Genomic DNA, 15,296 nt, shown 5'->3' with positions numbered 1-15,296 from the left:
GCCGCGGGTGGCACCCGCAGGTGAGAGGCTTGCCCCGTGACGGACCTGATCGACACCACCGAGATGTACCTCAAGACGATCTTCGAGCTCGAGGAGGAGGGCATCGCCCCCCTGCGCGCTCGCATCGCCGAGCGTCTCGGGCACTCCGGCCCGACGGTGTCCCAGACCGTCGCCCGGATGGAGCGCGACGGACTGCTCAGCCTCGGCGGCGACCGCCACCTCCAGCTGTCCGACGAGGGCCGGCTGCTCGCCACCAGGGTCATGCGCAAGCACCGGCTGGCCGAGCGCCTCCTCGTCGACGTCATCGGGCTGGAGTGGGAGTACGTCCACGACGAGGCCTGCCGCTGGGAGCACGTCATGTCCGAGCGGGTCGAGCGCAAGATCCTCGCCCTGCTCAAGGACCACCACGACTCGCCCTACGGCAACCCGATCCCCGGGCTCGACGAGCTCGGGGAGGAGGAGCCCATGGAGGGTTTCCGCACCGGCCTGAAGACCCTGACCGAGCTCGCGGGGGAGCAGCCCGAGGTCGTCCTCGTCCGGCGGATCGGCGAGCCGGTCCAGGTCGACCACGAGGCCCTTGCGCTGCTCACGGTCGCCCGTCTGCTGCCCGGCGAGCGGGTGCGGGTGCACCGCGCAGACGGCCGGGTCGTGGCCGTGCGGGAGGACGCTCCCGACTCGACCGCGGTGTCGCTGCCGGACGACGTGGCCCAGCACGTCTTCGGCGCGCTCATCTGAGCCGGTCGTGGTAGCCGATCGCCGGTCCGCACGCCCGGACACGGCAGGCTGAGCACGAAACGGTCGGACCGCCCCTCGTTTTGATGCGCCTTGCAGGTGGTTCCTTGGGCAGTTCTTGACTCGCCGTGACACGAATGTGACATTCCCGGAGGCTTTGGGTACGGTGACCGAGGCCTCTTCGCCCCCCGAAGAGTCTGGCCCGATGTGGAAACGCCTAGTCCTGTCACCACGCCCGGGCCCACCAGCAACACCGCTTGGCAGGAGCGGGGGACCCAACTTTCGGGCCGTCCTCGGACAGTCCTTGGGGTTAAGTCCTCGTGTGAGCGCCCGCAAGGTCGGGTGGCAAACCACGAGGGCCGGGTGATCTACCTCCACCCGAACCCGACAGCTCACCTCGTAGGCGCTGGAGGTTCAACCATCGTGGCTTCACACTCTTCGGCACGCCATCGCGCGCCAGGTCGCTTCAACCCCTTCTCCGAGCTGGCTGACATCGCCGCCAAGGCTGCTCAGCCCGCCGTCAAGACCACGGCCGTGATCGCGGCCTCGGGTGGTCTCGTGGCGTCGTTCGCCCTCCCCGCCTCTGCCGCCCCGGCCGCAGAGCCCGCCACCAAGGGCGCCGCCACGGCTGCTGCCCCGGTGGCCGTGCGGGCACCTGAGGCTGCCGCGCCCCAGGCCGCCGACGCCTTCGGTGTCATCGGCTTCACGGCGACGGCCAAGCCGCAGCCCAAGCCCAAGCCCAAGCCCAAGCCGCGCCCCGTGGTCGTCCCGGCCGCCGAGACCCGCGCTCCGGTCGCAGCGAGCCGCTCGACCCAGCGCGTGGCCCCCAAGGCCCAGGCAGCTCCCAAGGCGGCCGCTCCCGCGGCGAAGCCCGCCACGGGTGGCGTCCTCGGCATCGCGGCCCAGTACGCCGGCATCATGTACGTCTACGGCGGCACCACCCCGGCCGGCTTCGACTGCTCCGGTTACACGTCCTACGTGTTCCGTCAGCTCGGCATCAACCTGCCGCGCACGGCCGAGGCCCAGCGCCAGGCCACGACCCCGGTGTCCAACCCGCAGCCCGGCGACCTGGTGTTCTTCGGCTCGCCCGCCTTCCACGTCGGCATCTATGCCGGCAACGGCAAGATGTGGGACAGCCCCCGCACCGGCAAGGCCGTCGCCCTGCGCGACATCTGGTCCTCCAGCGTGACCTACGGTCGCCCCTGAGCCCCGTCGCTCCGAGGCTGACCTCCAGCTCGTCGAAGGGCCCCCATCACGTATGCGGTGGGGGCCTTCGCCGTCCGTGCCCGTGGGTCTGGGCACGAGGCGGGTGGGCGCCTGGTGGGCGCCTGGTGGGCGGGCGGGCCAGAGGTCCAGCCCATGTCGCCGGTGGCCGGGCCGTGTGAGGATGGAACGATGAACGCAGTGGAGATCGATGTCTGGGCCGATGTGGTCTGCCCCTGGTGCTACCTCGGCAAGCGGCGGCTGGAGCTGGCCATCGCCGAGAGCGCCCACCCGGCAGAGGTCACCGTGACCTACCACGCCTTCGAGCTCGACCCCAGCACCCCGAAGGGCACGGGGGACACCGTGCTCGGGTGGTTGGCGCAGCGGTACGGCACCGACCTCGACGGTGCGCGCGAGATGGCCGAGCGGCCGGCGACGATGGGTCGACCGGACGGGATCGACATCGACGTCGACGCGCAGCTGCGGTCCAACTCCTTCGACGCCCACCGGCTCATCGCCCTCGGGCTGGCCCAGGGCGGCCACGCCCTGCAGGGTGCGGTGCTCGAGCGCATGTTCAGCGCGCACTTCAGCGAGGGCAAGCCGATCGACGACGTCGAGACCCTGCAGCGTCTCGGGGCCGAGGCAGGCCTCGACGGCCGACGCGTGTCGGCCGTGCTGGCCGGCGATGAGTACACCGCAGAGGTCCGTGCCGACGAGGAGGCCGCGCGTGACCTCGGGATCACGGGTGTGCCCTTCTACATGGGCAACCGCAAGGTCGGCCTCTCCGGCGTCCACACCGTGGAGGTCCTCGGCCGACTCATCGAGGCCGCGGCCGCCGAGGACGACGAGCCCGCCACCGCCGACGCCTGAGCGCCGCGGCATACGGGTCAGGGGTTGACGGCGAGGAAGACGAACGCCGCGAGCAGGACGAGGTGCACGCCGCCCTGCATCCGGGTGGCCCGCCCGGGCACCACGGTCAGCACGCTGACCAGCACCGTGAGCCCGAGCAGCACCATCTGCAACGGTCCCAGTCCGAGCAGCAGCGGGCCGTCGAGCCAGATCGTCGCGATGGCGATGGCTGGGATCGTCAGGCCGATGCTGGCCATGGCCGAACCCAATGCCAGGTTGAGGCTGATCTGGATGCGGTTGCGCTGGGCGGCGCGCACGGCGGCGAGGGTCTCGGGGAGCAGCACGAGCAGGGCGATGACGACACCGACGAACGACTGCGGGAAGCCCGCGGCGGCCACTGCCGACTCGATGGCCGGTGACTCGACCTTGGCAAGGCCGACGACGGCGACGAGCGATGCCAGCAGCAGGCCGAGGGACAGGTAGGTCTCGCGGTTGCTGGGCGGGTTGGCGTGTTCGTCGGCCAGCGGCTCGCCCTGCTTGCCCACGGGCAGGAAGAAGTCGCGGTGCCGCACGGTCTGGGTCGAGACGAACATGCCGTAGAGCACCAGGGAGATCACGGCGGCGAACGCCAGCTGGCCCGAGGTGAACTCCGGCCCGGGCTCACCCGTGGTGAACGTCGGCACGACCATCGTCAGGACGGCCAGGGTGGTGACGGTGGCCAGCGCGGCGCCGGCTCCCTCGGCGTTGAACGAGATGAGCTTGTACTTGCGCGCACCCACGAACAGGGACAGCCCGACGATGCCGTTGCAGGTGATCATCACCGCGGCGAAGACGGTGTCGCGGGCCAGCGTCGAGGTCTCCTTGCCGCCGGAGACCATCAGGGTGACGATGAGTGCCACCTCGATGATGGTCACGGCGACGGCCAGCACGAGGGAGCCGAAGGGTTCACCGACGCGGTGGGCGACGACCTCCGCGTGGTGCACCGCGGCGAGCACCGCCGCTGCGAGGGCAACGGCGACGACGAGCACGGGCGCCGTGCCGAGATCGTGTCCCCAGGTCAGGACGAGGGCGACGAGCGCCACAACGGGGGAGAGGGTGGTCCAGGTGAGCATGGGGTTGGTCGTTCGCGCGGCCATATGTCATTGTCCCAGACTTTTCGAACGGCCACGGCATCGTCCACGGCGGTCGCCGTGACGCGGCGCCCGGGTTAGCGTCGGGGCCATGACCTTCTCCATCGCCGCCCAGGTCGGTGACGCCTTCGGTGTCGCCGTCGCGAGCAAGTTCCCCTTCGTCGGAGCGGTGGTGCCGCAGGCCCGACTGGGTGTGGGTGCGGTCGCGACGCAGGCCATGGCACGGGTGTCCTACCGCGACACCGCGCTCGAGGCGCTCGCCGGGGGAGCGGACGCCGCGGGTGCCGTGGCCGCCTGCACCGGTCCCGACGAGGGGCGAGAGCACCGCCAGCTCGGGGTGGTCGGCGTCGACTCGCAGGCGACGTACACCGGCAGCGCGTGCATGGACTGGGCCGGCGGCGTGAGTGGGCGCGAGGCGAGCGGCGGGTTCGCCATCCAGGGCAACATCCTCACCGGTCGTGACGTCGTCGCGGCGATGGAGCGGGCCTGGCGCGCGTCCGCCGGAGGCTCGCTCACCGACCGCCTCCTCGCGGCCCTGCTCGCCGGCGACGAGGCCGGCGGTGACTCGCGTGGTCGGCAGGGCGCTGCCCTGTATGCCGTGAAGCCCGGCGCGGGGTACGACGCCTGCGGTGTACTCGCCGACCTCCGCGTGGACGACCATCCCCAGGCGCCGCAGGAGCTCGCCCGACTGCTGAAGATCAACGACCTCCTGTTCGGGGTGGCCGAGGAGGTGCTGCCGCTCACCGGTGACCTGGCCGATGAGGTGGCTCGTCGCCTGGCATCGGTCGGGCACGACAAGGGTGGCGACGTCGGTGCGGCCCTCGAGGCGTGGGCGTCCGAGGCGAACTACGAGATGCGGATGAGCAGCGACGGCATCGACACCAAGGTGCTCGCTGCCCTGCGCGAGGAGAGCAGCTAGGCGGATTCGCCCGACGAGCCGGGCTGGTCAGGCTCGGAGGGGTTGCGCAGCCGTCGGCGTTCGTGGGCCTCGCGGATCTCCCGCCGCTCGCGCTCCTCGCGCTGCTCGCGGGCCAGCCGCTGCAGCTTCGCCTCCTGGCGCTGGGCCTCGGCCCGTTCGCGGACCTGCTTGAGGAACTCCTCGTCCGCCTTCGGGTCGGTCGGCACGAACCGTCCGGGACGGTCGTACTCGGAGTACCCCGTGTTGCCCTTGTACGGCATCCCGCGCGGGTTCGACTCCGGCTTGCCCGCGACGAGCCAGGCGACCGCGCCGACGACCGAGGTCACCAGGACGATCATGACCCACGTGGCCTTGGTGAGGTTCCGGATGCGCGACTCGTCGGTCATGATCACGTCCAGCAGGCAGTAGATCCACAGGGCGGTGCCCAGGACCCCCAACCCCAGCTCAGCGCGAATCACGCCGTGATGGTGGCACGCGAGGTCGCGCCCCGTCCCGAGAACGCGGCGACAACTCCCTGCCGGTTCACGCAACGTGGGGCACGGTGCAGCTCCCGGCGCACCCGCGAGGTATGCCGCGGAGGTGCGTCCGCGGCATACCTCGTCGTGGTGGGTGGGTCAGCGGCGCAGGACGCGCGCCTCCCAGGCGCGAAGGGGTGCCGTGACCGAGGCGGGGGCGCCGACGTTGCCGAGCAGCAGGGTCGAGCCGGCCCACTGCTCGACGTCGTCGAGCACGTCCAGGGAGAGCTCGTCGCCGGAGAAGTTGGCGACGACCAGCAGCTCGACACCTTCGTGCCTGCGGGTGAACGCATACAGGGTGGGGTGGTCGGCAGCGAGCATGTGGAAGTCGCCGTGGGCGACGGCCGGCTCGGTGTGCCGCAGCTCGATGACCCGCCGGTAGTGGTGGAAGACCGAGTCGTCGTCGGCGACCGCGGCCTCGGCGTTGATCTCGGTGTAGTTGGGGTTCACCCTGAACCACGGTGTGCCCGTGGTGAATCCGCCGTGCTCGCTCGAGTCCCACTGCATGGGGGTGCGAGCGTTGTCGCGGCTGCCGAGCCGCAGGTTGGCCAGCACGCTCTCGGCGTCCGAGCCCGACTCGACGGCCATCCGGTAGTAGTTCACCGACTCGATGTCGCTGAAGTCGTCCGAGGTCGCGAAGGGCACGTTCGTCATGCCGAGCTCCTCGCCCTGGTAGACGTACGGCGTGCCGCGGTGCACGTGGAGCACCGTGCCGAGCAGCTTGGCCGAGGCGACGCGGTGCTCGGGGGCGTCGGAGCCGAACCGCGACACCGCGCGCGGCTGGTCGTGGTTGTTCCAGTAGAGCGAGTTCCAGCCGACCTCGGCGAGGCCGTCCTGCCAGCGGCCGAGCGACTTCTTCAGCTCCCGCAGGTCGAGGGCGCGGCGGTCCCACTTGTGGTCGCCGTGGTCAAGGCCCACGTGCTCGAACTGGAACACCATGTCGACCTCGTGACGTGCGGGGTCGGTGTAGAGGATCGCGTCCTCGACGGTGACCCCCGGCATCTCGCCGACGGTGAGCAGTTGCCCGGCCCGGCCCTCGAAGACCGACGCGTGCATCTCCTGGAGGAACTCGTGGATGCGGGGCCCGTTGAGGAAGTGCGGTGTGCCGTCACCGAGTCCGGAGTTGCCCGGGATCGGCGTGCCTTCGGGCAGCGAGGTGATCTTGGAGATCATGTTGATGACGTCCATGCGGAAGCCGTCGATGCCACGGTCGAGCCACCAGCGCATCATCGAGTAGACCGCCTCGCGGACCTCGGGGTTCTCCCAGTTGAGGTCGGGCTGCTTGCGGCTGAACAGGTGCAGGTAGTACTCGCCGGTGGTCTCGTCGAGCTCCCAGACGGATCCGCTGAAGAAGGACTCCCAGTTGTTGGGGGCCTCGCCGTGCTCGTCGGGGGAGCGCCACCAGTACCAGTCACGCTTGGGGTTGTCGGTGCTCGACCGCGACTCCACGAACCACGGGTGCTCGTCCGAGGTGTGGTTCACCACGAGGTCCATGACCAGCCGTATGCCGCGGGCATGCGCCTGCTCGATCAGCTCGTCGACGTCCGCGAGGGTCCCGAACGTCGGGTCGATGTCCTGGTAGTCGGAGATGTCGTAGCCGTTGTCGTCCTGCGGGCTGGTGTAGATCGGCGACAGCCAGAGCACGTCGATGCCCAGCGCCTGGAGGTAGTCGAGCCGGTCGATGACGCCGCGCAGGTCGCCGATGCCGTCACCGTTGCTGTCCTGGAAGCTGCGCGGATAGATCTGGTAGACGACGGCTTCACGGAACCACTGGTCGTTCGTCACGGCATCAGTCATGAGGAGCAGTCTGCTGGTCGCCGCGTGGCGCGGCAAAGTGGTCGTATCGCAGACTGTCCCCATGAGGTCCGCGTGGCAGTTCAGTGCCATCTGCTACGCATTGGTGCTCGTCGCCTGGTACTCCTCGCGACTGCGCTCCTGGAAGCCGAGGGGGTATGGCGACGCGCCGCTGCGCTGGAAGCTCGCCAACTTCCACCTCATGTCCTACGGCGTGCTCGACGCGATCCTCGTCGTCGGTTTCCTCATCAGCCTGTTCAACGCGACGTTCCTGCTCAACGTCTGACTGGCTCCGCATCGCCTCCACCACGGTCGTGCGCACCAGGGCGTGGGCGGGAGGAGGCAGCTCGGAGAGCCCGAACCATCCGATCTCGTCGTGTTCCTCGGGAGCGACGTTCGTCGGCGTCCCCCGCCAGTCGAGGACGAGCCACGCGCTGAGGAGTGCAGGCTCCGCTGCAGGTCCTGCGGTGACTCGACACAGGCGTGACACTGAGTCGGTCGCGATCTGCACGCCGAGCTCTTCCTGCAGCTCCCGCGCGAGGGCGTCCAGCTCCGACTCGCCGGTCTCCACGACTCCTCCGGGGAGGTCCCACACGTCCGGGTAGGCACGCTTGTTCGGGCTCCGGTGCCCGAGCAGGACTCGACCTCCCCGAACCAGCGCGCCGACGACCACCCTGTCCATCCGCGGATCAAACCATGCTCATCCGACAGACCATCGTCCGTGCCCGCTCAGCCCTGGCGCTGAGTGAGCGCGAAGTGTCGGTATGGCGCGGTGATGGCGACACTTCGCGCTCGCTGAGCGCGGTTGCGTGTCCGGTCCGGGTCAGGCGTCGAGCACCTCGCGCAGCTTCGCCGCGAAGGCCTCGGGCTCACCGCCGTAGCCGTGCTCGCCGCCCATGAAGCCGCCGTGGTGGCTCGGGAACGCGACGACCTCCTGCCCGAGGAGGGTGGCCAGCGCTTCGGTGGCCCGCGCCGTGATCGTGCCGGCCGACTGGACCCCTGCTGCCAGCACCAGCCGGACCGGGGCGGCGCGCAGCGCCTCGAGGTCCGGGCGGTACGCGGTGATGGCGTCGGACACCCCCGACAGCAGGGGGTCGTCGCGGCTCCCGTCGTCCTCGCTCGACATGCCGAACCGGGCCGGGTCGGGCGCGGGCTGCGCTGCATACTCCGGGGTGAACTCGCCCGACCAGGAGGCGAGCGCCATGAAGGCGGCCATGCCGGCGCCCTGCCCGCGCTCGCGGTAGGCGGCCTGGACGGCGCGCTCTGCGGCGAAGGCGGCGTCCGCGTCGGGGAGGACGCTGAGCAGCGGCGGCTCGTGGGCCACGACCACGGTGACGTCCTCGGGGTGCGCGGTGATGAGCGCGAGGGCGCTGACCGCGCCACCACTGCTGGCGAACATCTCGACCGGTCCGACGCCGAGGTCGGTGATGACGGCGTGGTGGTCGGCGGCGTTCTGCTCCGGGCTCTGCACGAGCGATCCGTCGGTGCGTTCGCTGCGACCGATCCCCCGCACGTCGTAGGTCACGACCGTCCTGTCCCCGAACAGGGACGCGAGGGTGGTGAAGCCCTCGGCACCCATCGGTGCCCCGACCATGAACAGCGGCGATCGTCCGTCGGTGGTCGGGAGGGGGCCGTGCACGTCGTACGCGAGGGTCACATCAGGCGTCTGCAGGTGGTGCGTGGTGGCCATGGGGGGCTCCTGTTCGGGTGGGCGGTCGCTTCGTGGAGGAGCGGCGCAAGGGTGCTTGAAGGGGCAGACCCGCCGGCGGAGGAGAAGTCATCGGTCGGCGACCGTCATCGGTCGGCGGCCGGAGGTCCCCGCGGACGCCTCAGGTGGGATGCGAGTCCTCGCGGGCGGCGGCGTCGATGAGCTTGGTGAGACCGTCGCGCAGCTCCTCGAGCTCGGGGAGCCCCATGCCGAGCCGGGCCATGATCGCCGTCGGGATGCGCTCGGCTTGGCGTCGGGCCCGGCGGCCCTTGGTGGTCAGGGTGATGGCGAGGGCGCGGTCGTCGCGCGGGTCGCGACCACGGGTCACCATGCCGCCCACCTCCAGCCGCTTGAGCAGGGGGGACAGGGTCGCGGGCTCGAGGCTGAGCCGTTGCGCCAGGTCGGACACCTTGAGCGGCGACTCCTCCCACAGCGCGAGCATCACGAGGTACTGCGGGTGGGTCAGGCCCATGGGCTCAAGCAGCGGTCGGTAGAGCGCGATGACGTTGCGGGAGGCCACCGCCAGGGCGAAACAGACCTGCCGGTCGAGGGCGAGCAGGTCCGGTGCAGCTGGCGCGCTGCTGGCGGGGGAGCGGGTCACGATTTCATCCTAGGGCCTCCGCAGCGTACCGTTAGCGTCGTAATCATTCGTACACTAACTATCGGAGCACCATGGCGGGCAACGGCAAGAACGAAGGTCTTTCGCTGGGCTACCGGATCGGGTACGGCGTGAAGTACGTCGGGTGGCACCTGTTCGGTCCGGCCCAGCTCACCGAGGGACAGGACCCGCACATGCGCCTCAAGCGCCAGCGCGCGGCGAAGGTCGAGGCCGCCCGTGCAGCCCGGATGGGCGGCTGAGCCCAGGAGGACCGGTGCCAGCCGTTCAGCTGGCGCGGCTGCTGGAGATGTCGACGAAGTACTGGGCCACGTCCGGGTTCGAGAGACGCAGCGCTCCGATGCGTGGTGAGGTGCCGTAGTTGTTCTCGGCGTCCGGGTCGGCCCCCGCCGCGAGCAGGGCGACGATGGTCTCGCCACGCCCGCGCGAGGAGCACATGGCGCGCCACAGCGGGGTGTTGCCCCACTGGTCGCGAGCCTCGAGCGGAGCGCCGGCTGCCACGAGCAGCGGCACCATCTCCGCGCGCTGGTACTGCGCGGCGAAGTGGAGCGGGGTGTAGCCGCCCGTGTCCGCGAGCGACACGTCATACCCGCGCTGCACCAGCCCGCGGGCGAGCTCGAGGTCGCCGTCGGCGGCGGCGTAGTGGAGGTCGGTGCGGCCCTCCGGGTCCAGGTCCATGACCCGTATGGTGCCGACGGCCGGTCCCGGATGTGGCGAAATGGCGGTCCACTCAGCCGGTCGGGGGAGCTGACAGGTTCTCACCGGCGATGTGGACGGGACGGTCCACGCGGCGTGCAGCACACTGGACAGGGCCCTGGCTCCGATCCGGAAGGCATCATGACCGACAGCGAACGCACCGCAGACGGCGCAGGACTCCCGTGGGCCCAGCGCCCCGCCCACCGGTTGTGGGTGCAGGAGCGGTTCGCGCGGATGATCGATTTCGTGCAGCCGAGCGTGCTGCCCGATGGTGGGTTCGCCTACCTCGGCGGTGACGGCGCACCGATGGCCGGTCGTGAGCCGTCGCTGCTGCTGACGGCCCGGATGACGCACGTGGCGGCGCTGGCCTCGGTGCTGGGCCTGCCCGGCTCCGAGCGACTGCTCGCCCACGGACTGTCCTCGCTCGACGGGGCCTTCCGGGACGAGGTGGAGGGCGGCTGGTTCGGCACGCTGGAGCGCTCCGGTCGCAAGACCGCATACGAGCACGTGCACGTGGTCCTGGCCGCGGCCTCAGCGCTCGCGGCGCAGGCCCAGGGCGCTTCGGTGGGTGACCCTCGGGCCCTGGCGCGGGAGGCGACGCGCATCGTGGAGGAGAGGTTCTGGCGTGAGGACGAGGGCGCGCTGTGCGAGTCGTGGTCGGCCACGTGGGAGGACCCCGAGGACTACCGCGGCGCCAACGCCAACATGCATGCGGTCGAGGCGTTCCTCGCCATCGGCGACGCGCTCGACGAGGACCTCTGGCACGAGCGCGCGCTGCGGATCTGCGAGCGGATCGTCGACAAGCACGCCCGTGCTCGCGACTGGCTGCTGCCCGAGCACTACGACGCGCAGTGGCAGGAGCTGCCGGACTACAACAGCGACAACCCCAACGACCCGTTCCGACCGTATGGCGCAACGTATGGTCACCTGCTCGAATGGGCCCGGCTGCTGTGCGCGTTGCACGCCTCCCCGCGGGTGGCGACCCCTGCGTGGGTGCTCTCGGCCGCAGGAGACCTGGCACGAAAAGCGTTGTCCGCCTGGGGAGTCGATGGTCGCGAGGGGCTGGTCTACACCGTCGGCTGGGACGCCAAGCCGGTCTCGGGCATCCGCCTGCACTGGCCGGTCTGCGAAGGCATCCAGGCGACCGCTCTCCTCGGCGCCCTGACCGGGGAGGCCGAGTGGGAGCGGTGGTACCGCAGGCTGTGGGACCACGCGGCGGCCTACTTCGTGGACAGCACAGGCAGCTGGATCAACGAGCTCGACGAGGACATGCGCGAAGGGTTCGCCGTGTGGCCGGGTCGACCGGACGTCTACCACGCGACCGGTGCCTACCTGGCCCCACTGCTGCCAGCCTGGCCGTTCATGACGGTGGCAGCGACGACGCTCACGTAGGGGCAGGGCAGCCCGCGTCGGGTGCCGCGTCCGTGGCGCAGGCGCCAGGTCAGTGGGCCAGCTTGAGGCCCACGACCCCGGCCACGATGAGGCCCAGGCACAGCAGCCGCACCACGGACGCGGGTTCGTCGAGGGCGACGATGCCGTAGACGGCGGTGCCGACCGCACCGATCCCGACCCACACCGCATACGCCGTCCCGACGGGCAGGGTGCGCAGGGCGAAGCCGAGCCCTCCCATCGAGGCGAGCATCGCCACGGCGAAGATCGCTGTGGGCACGGCCCTGGTGAGCGTGCGGGACTCCGCGAGGGCTGACGCCCAGACGGTCTCGAGCATTCCCGAGATGACGAGTGCGATCCAGGCCATGACCAACCTCCGGTGCACCGTCGTGTCCGACCGGGTACGGCGCGCTCGTCCGGAGCCCTGCTGGGGCTTGATCGCAGTCTACAAAGTCCGTGCGTGCTTCCCTCTGGTCACCGTCGCGGCCCCTTCCTACGCTGGTTCCATGGCATCTGGGAGGCCGGCCCCGGGGCGGGGCGCCACGCTGGACATCGATGAGGATGTCGTCGTGCGCCAGTACCGCTACCTCCTCACGACGGCCACGGTCGACGCGCTGGAGGGCATCCACGTCGAGGTGCTGTGCGGTATGCCCGAGGGTGATCGCCGGATGGTGCTCGAAGCGCTCTGCGACGCGTTCGCGACGGGCTTGCACGTGGGGTCGGACCAGGTCGCCAAGGTCGCGCACCTCGTCGCGGTCGGGGCGCACCGGGCCCCCCGTGCCTGGCTGGCGAGCCTCGACCCCGCGTTCGCCCGGGCGTTGGCCCAGGAGGTGCTGGAGACAGAGGCGTCGTTCGGCCGTTTCAACGGCTACGCGCAGTGGGACGGGGTGTCGCCCGAACCCGTGGAAGAGGCCGGCCCCAACGACGGGTTCGACCCCAACGCCAACCGCCGTCGTATCGACCTGGACCCGCGGCTCCGGTCGTTTCGCGGCTTCAGCGGTCTCGGCGGCTACCCCTGATCTCAGGGAGATGACCGCGGGCTCGGCCGAGTGTTGGGCCCTTCGGCCCTGTGCCGCCGCGCGGAAAGGGGTGAGCGTGTGGCGGTAGGAGGTCGACATGGGCGCCGCTGCACCTCGTACCAGCAAGAGGCCGTCGAGCCGTGCCAGCACCGCACGTGGGCCGGACGGTGTGGCAGGCCCCGTGGTTCGCACTGCAGGTCTCGGCAAGCGGTTCGGGTCCACCTGGGCGCTGCGTGACCTCGACCTGCAGATCGAGCCGGGCGAGGTGTTCGGCTACCTCGGTCCCAACGGCGCCGGCAAGACGACGACCCTGCGACTGCTGCTGGGGCTGCTCCGACCGTCGACGGGCAGTGCCGTGGTCTGCGGTCACGATGCCTGGAGCGAGCCGGTCGCGGTGCACCGGAAGGTGGGCTACCTGTCCGGCGAGGGAGGCACGTACCCACGGCTCACCGGGCAGCAGCACCTGGATCACCTGGGCGCCCTTCGGGGCGTGCCGTCCCAACGCCGGGCGCACGAGCTGGCGGAGAGGTTTGACCTCGACCTGGGCCGTCAGGCCGCAGAGCTCTCGAGGGGCAACCGGCAGAAGCTCGCCCTGGTGCTCGCCATGATGGCGCCCACAGAGCTGCTCGTCCTCGACGAACCCACGAGCGGGCTGGACCCCCTGGCCCAGCAGGAGTTCCACCTCTGCGTGCGTGAGCAGGCTGACGCCGGCGGCGCCGTCCTCCTCAGCTCACACGTGTTGGCCGAGGTGCAGAGGATGGCGGACCGGGTCGGCGTGCTGCGCGAAGGGCGCCTGGTGGCGGTGGAGGGTCTCGACGCCCTGAGGGCCAGGTCGATGCACCACGTGCGGGCGACACTCGACGCACCGCCACAGGCCGTCGACTTCGGTGCGCTGCCGGGGGTGCGGGACCTTGTCGTCAAGGGTTGCGAGATCTCTTGCAACGCACCGGAGTCCGCCCTGGACGGGCTGGTCAAGGCGTTGGCCCTATACCCCGTCCGGGACCTGACGTGCACCGAGGCCGAGCTCGAGGAGGCCTTCCTCGGCTTCTACACAGGCGGTGACCACGATGCTGACTGACGTTTGGCGCAAGTCGCTGTACGACCAGCGTCGTGCCCTGGTGGGCTGGACGGCCTCGATCGTCGGCGTGGTCCTCCTGTATGCGGCGATGTGGCCGAGCGTGCGGAACCAGCCCTCCCTGAGCGACTTCCTGGACAAGATGCCCGAGGCCTTCCGTTCGTTGTTCGCCTCTGCGGGTGCAGACATGTCCACCCCCGCCGGATACATCCAGATCGAGCTCCTGTCGTTCATGGCCCCGGCCCTGCTCATCGTGTATGCGGTGGGACAGGGTTCGACGGCCATCGCCGGAGAGGAGGACCACCACACCATCGACCTGTTGATGGGGGCGCCGGTGAGCCGCGCCACGGTCTTGCTGCAGAAGGCGCTGGCGCTCGTCCTGGGCACGGCATTCCTCGCCGCGGCCACGGGACTGGCCCTGGTCGCGGAGGGCTGGCTCTTCGACCTGAGTCTGCCCGTGCGGGGAGTCCTGGCGGCCATGGTGCACCTGACCGGGCTCTGCCTGGTGTTCGGCGGGGTGGCGCTCGCCATCGGTGCAGCCACCGGCCACGCGGGGCTTGCGCGCGGAGCCGCGGCGGCCCTGGTGGTCGTCACGTACCTCGTCAACGGGCTCGGGCCGATGGTGAGCTGGCTGGAACCGGTGCAGAAGCTCTCACCCTTCTACCAGTACTCCGCCCACGACCCGCTCCGGACGGGAATGTCGTACCCAGCGCTCCTCGTGTCGGTCGTGACGTTCCTCGTGCTCGTCGCGGTCGGTGTGTGGGGCTTCGCCCGAAGGGACCTCCGCGGCTAGCGTCCTCACTGACTGCGTTCCTCGGGAGTGGCCCGGCGCACCACGAGGCGGGTCCACGCCCCGACGTAGATCCGGTCGTCCTCGGAGAGCTCGCGGCGCTGGCCGGGTGGCACGGGGTCGGTCGGCAGCGGCCCGCTGGCCGGCCCGACATACGTGCCGTTCGAGGACTGGAGGTCCTCGACCCACCAGCGCTGGCCGTCGGTGGTCAGCTGGGCCTGGCGGCGGCTCACCCCCGAGTCGCCGGTGCAGTCGATCTCGGGGTGGATGTTGCGGCTCGCGGACGGGCGGCCGATGAGCACGCTCTTCGCAGCCAGCTCGACGACCGCGGGCAGACCCGGTGACGGGCAGGGCTCGTCGCTCTCCTGGGCCTGGTACCAGTCCGGGTCCACCCAGACCTCGGCCACCCACTCGACGGCGATGGCGGGGGCCAGCGGGCCGGCCGTCCCCCCAGATCCGACGTCCGGGGCCGACCCGGCGTCCGGGGCCGACCCGGCGTCCGGGGCCGACCCGGCGTCGGCGTCGGGGCTGCCGGGACCCTCGGCCGTGGAGGGGTCGGGCGGGCGCGGCAGCGTGCCAGTGGTGAAGTCGTAGCCGCACGCCTCGCAGAACAGCTCTGACTCGTCATGGGGAGAGCCACAGTTGGGGCAGGACTGGGGGCCTGACGCGCTGGGCACCGGCAGGCCCTTGGCCACCGTCGCAGAGGCGTCCGGGTCGGGCGCGGCGACTGGAGCTGAGGCGGGAGCCGAACCGGAGGCGTCCGCACCGCCAACCGCCGTCACCGGGATGGGCGCCCCACACGTGTCGCAGTAGTCGCTCGACGTCGACGCGTGCCCGTTCGGGCAGGTGAAGGTGCTCATC

Annotated in this window: 18 protein-coding genes, 1 pseudogene and 2 riboswitches; of the genes and pseudogenes, 10 read left to right on the top strand and 9 right to left on the bottom strand. The window is 70.8% G+C overall.

What is annotated here, in order from left to right; genetic code table 11:
• The first annotated feature begins 36 nt into the window (after nt 1–36).
• From ABEG17_RS05710 to ABEG17_RS05700, 3 genes are all read left to right on the top strand, one after another.
• Entirely contained in the window at nt 37–735 is a 699-nt protein-coding gene (locus ABEG17_RS05710) for a metal-dependent transcriptional regulator (protein WP_406832317.1), read from the top strand.
• A 201-nt stretch (nt 736–936) separates the two neighbouring features.
• Nucleotides 937–1,153, top strand: a riboswitch (cyclic di-AMP (ydaO/yuaA leader).
• 2 nt (nt 1,154–1,155) lie between these two features.
• The gene (locus ABEG17_RS05705) at nt 1,156–1,938 is read left to right on the top strand and encodes a C40 family peptidase (protein WP_406832316.1); all 783 of its coding nucleotides are present in this window, start codon (nt 1,156–1,158) and stop codon (nt 1,936–1,938) included.
• Between the two features lie 189 nt (nt 1,939–2,127).
• Nucleotides 2,128–2,805 carry a DsbA family oxidoreductase gene (locus tag ABEG17_RS05700; RefSeq protein WP_406832315.1) on the top strand — a complete coding sequence of 226 codons (678 nt, stop codon included), beginning with the start codon at nt 2,128–2,130 and terminating at the stop codon, nt 2,803–2,805.
• Between the two features lie 17 nt (nt 2,806–2,822).
• Here ABEG17_RS05700 and ABEG17_RS05695 read toward each other — a convergent pair whose 3' ends face one another.
• A complete protein-coding gene (locus ABEG17_RS05695) occupies nt 2,823–3,896 on the bottom strand; it encodes a calcium:proton antiporter (protein ID WP_406832314.1) in 1,074 nt (357 codons plus the stop codon).
• A gap of 109 nt (nt 3,897–4,005) precedes the next feature.
• Between ABEG17_RS05695 and ABEG17_RS05690 the strand changes: the two genes are divergently transcribed.
• Nucleotides 4,006–4,833, top strand: coding sequence for a DUF1028 domain-containing protein (locus ABEG17_RS05690; RefSeq protein ID WP_406832313.1), 828 nt, complete (start codon nt 4,006–4,008; stop codon nt 4,831–4,833).
• Here the strand turns inward: ABEG17_RS05690 and ABEG17_RS05685 are convergent.
• Together ABEG17_RS05685 and ABEG17_RS05680 are read right to left on the bottom strand one after the other, a co-directional pair.
• Nucleotides 4,830–5,291, bottom strand: a complete 462-nt coding sequence (locus tag ABEG17_RS05685; protein ID WP_406832312.1) for a PLD nuclease N-terminal domain-containing protein — start codon at nt 5,289–5,291, stop codon at nt 4,830–4,832. The two genes, ABEG17_RS05690 and ABEG17_RS05685, sit on opposite strands and share 4 nt — an antisense overlap.
• Nucleotides 5,292–5,447: 156 nt before the next feature.
• A complete protein-coding gene (locus tag ABEG17_RS05680) occupies nt 5,448–7,145 on the bottom strand; it encodes a glycoside hydrolase family 13 protein (protein ID WP_406832311.1) in 1,698 nt (565 codons plus the stop codon).
• A 61-nt stretch (nt 7,146–7,206) separates the two neighbouring features.
• Here ABEG17_RS05680 and ABEG17_RS05675 point away from each other — a divergent pair, with 61 nt between their 5' ends.
• Nucleotides 7,207–7,428 carry a hypothetical protein gene (locus ABEG17_RS05675; protein ID WP_406833251.1) on the top strand — a complete coding sequence of 74 codons (222 nt, stop codon included), beginning with the start codon at nt 7,207–7,209 and terminating at the stop codon, nt 7,426–7,428.
• A 48-nt stretch (nt 7,429–7,476) separates the two neighbouring features.
• On the opposite strand, the pseudogene ABEG17_RS05670 reads toward ABEG17_RS05675, so the two are convergent.
• The 3 genes and pseudogenes from ABEG17_RS05670 to ABEG17_RS05660 all read right to left on the bottom strand — a co-directional run.
• Nucleotides 7,477–7,824, bottom strand: a pseudogene (locus ABEG17_RS05670) (NUDIX domain-containing protein); the annotation flags it as partial.
• Between the two features lie 141 nt (nt 7,825–7,965).
• On the bottom strand, nt 7,966–8,832 hold the full coding sequence (locus ABEG17_RS05665) for an alpha/beta fold hydrolase (RefSeq protein ID WP_406832310.1): 867 nt from the start codon (nt 8,830–8,832) through the stop codon (nt 7,966–7,968).
• A gap of 139 nt (nt 8,833–8,971) precedes the next feature.
• A complete protein-coding gene (locus ABEG17_RS05660; RefSeq protein ID WP_406832309.1) occupies nt 8,972–9,451 on the bottom strand; it encodes a MarR family winged helix-turn-helix transcriptional regulator in 480 nt (159 codons plus the stop codon).
• A gap of 71 nt (nt 9,452–9,522) precedes the next feature.
• On the opposite strand from ABEG17_RS05660, the gene ABEG17_RS05655 reads away from it, so the two are divergent.
• Nucleotides 9,523–9,708: a hypothetical protein gene (locus ABEG17_RS05655; RefSeq protein WP_406832308.1), complete on the top strand. Its 186-nt coding sequence runs from the start codon at nt 9,523–9,525 to the stop codon at nt 9,706–9,708.
• 25 nt (nt 9,709–9,733) lie between these two features.
• On the opposite strand, the gene ABEG17_RS05650 is transcribed toward ABEG17_RS05655, so the two are convergent.
• Complete coding sequence (locus tag ABEG17_RS05650) at nt 9,734–10,144, bottom strand: ankyrin repeat domain-containing protein (RefSeq protein ID WP_406832307.1); 411 nt, start codon at nt 10,142–10,144, stop codon at nt 9,734–9,736.
• 159 nt (nt 10,145–10,303) lie between these two features.
• Here ABEG17_RS05650 and ABEG17_RS05645 point away from each other — a divergent pair, with 159 nt between their 5' ends.
• Nucleotides 10,304–11,554: an AGE family epimerase/isomerase gene (locus ABEG17_RS05645; RefSeq protein ID WP_406832306.1), complete on the top strand. Its 1,251-nt coding sequence runs from the start codon at nt 10,304–10,306 to the stop codon at nt 11,552–11,554.
• A 49-nt stretch (nt 11,555–11,603) separates the two neighbouring features.
• Here the strand turns inward: ABEG17_RS05645 and ABEG17_RS05640 are convergent, their stop codons facing one another.
• Nucleotides 11,604–11,918, bottom strand: a complete 315-nt coding sequence (locus tag ABEG17_RS05640) for a DMT family transporter (RefSeq protein ID WP_406832305.1) — start codon at nt 11,916–11,918, stop codon at nt 11,604–11,606.
• Between the two features lie 11 nt (nt 11,919–11,929).
• Nucleotides 11,930–11,990: riboswitch (guanidine-III (ykkC-III) riboswitch) on the bottom strand.
• 67 nt (nt 11,991–12,057) lie between these two features.
• On the opposite strand from ABEG17_RS05640, the gene ABEG17_RS05635 reads away from it, so the two are divergent.
• From ABEG17_RS05635 to ABEG17_RS05625, 3 genes are all read left to right on the top strand, one after another.
• On the top strand, nt 12,058–12,570 hold the full coding sequence (locus ABEG17_RS05635; RefSeq protein ID WP_406832304.1) for a hypothetical protein: 513 nt from the start codon (nt 12,058–12,060) through the stop codon (nt 12,568–12,570).
• 181 nt (nt 12,571–12,751) lie between these two features.
• Nucleotides 12,752–13,648 carry an ABC transporter ATP-binding protein gene (locus ABEG17_RS05630; protein WP_406832303.1) on the top strand — a complete coding sequence of 299 codons (897 nt, stop codon included), beginning with the start codon at nt 12,752–12,754 and terminating at the stop codon, nt 13,646–13,648.
• Nucleotides 13,638–14,438, top strand: coding sequence for an ABC transporter permease subunit (locus ABEG17_RS05625; protein ID WP_406832302.1), 801 nt, complete (start codon nt 13,638–13,640; stop codon nt 14,436–14,438). Before ABEG17_RS05630 ends, ABEG17_RS05625 begins: the two co-directional genes overlap by 11 nt.
• A 5-nt stretch (nt 14,439–14,443) precedes the next feature.
• Here ABEG17_RS05625 and ABEG17_RS05620 read toward each other — a convergent pair whose 3' ends face one another.
• On the bottom strand, nt 14,444–15,295 hold the full coding sequence (locus ABEG17_RS05620) for an FHA domain-containing protein (RefSeq protein WP_406832301.1): 852 nt from the start codon (nt 15,293–15,295) through the stop codon (nt 14,444–14,446).
• Nucleotide 15,296 lies beyond the last annotated feature (1 nt).

The organism is Pedococcus sp. KACC 23699, assembly GCF_045348425.1.
In the GTDB taxonomy this organism is placed as follows: domain Bacteria; phylum Actinomycetota; class Actinomycetes; order Actinomycetales; family Dermatophilaceae; genus Pedococcus.
Note: the sequence above shows the minus strand (reverse complement) of the source record. Positions and strands in the feature narration are given on the sequence as shown.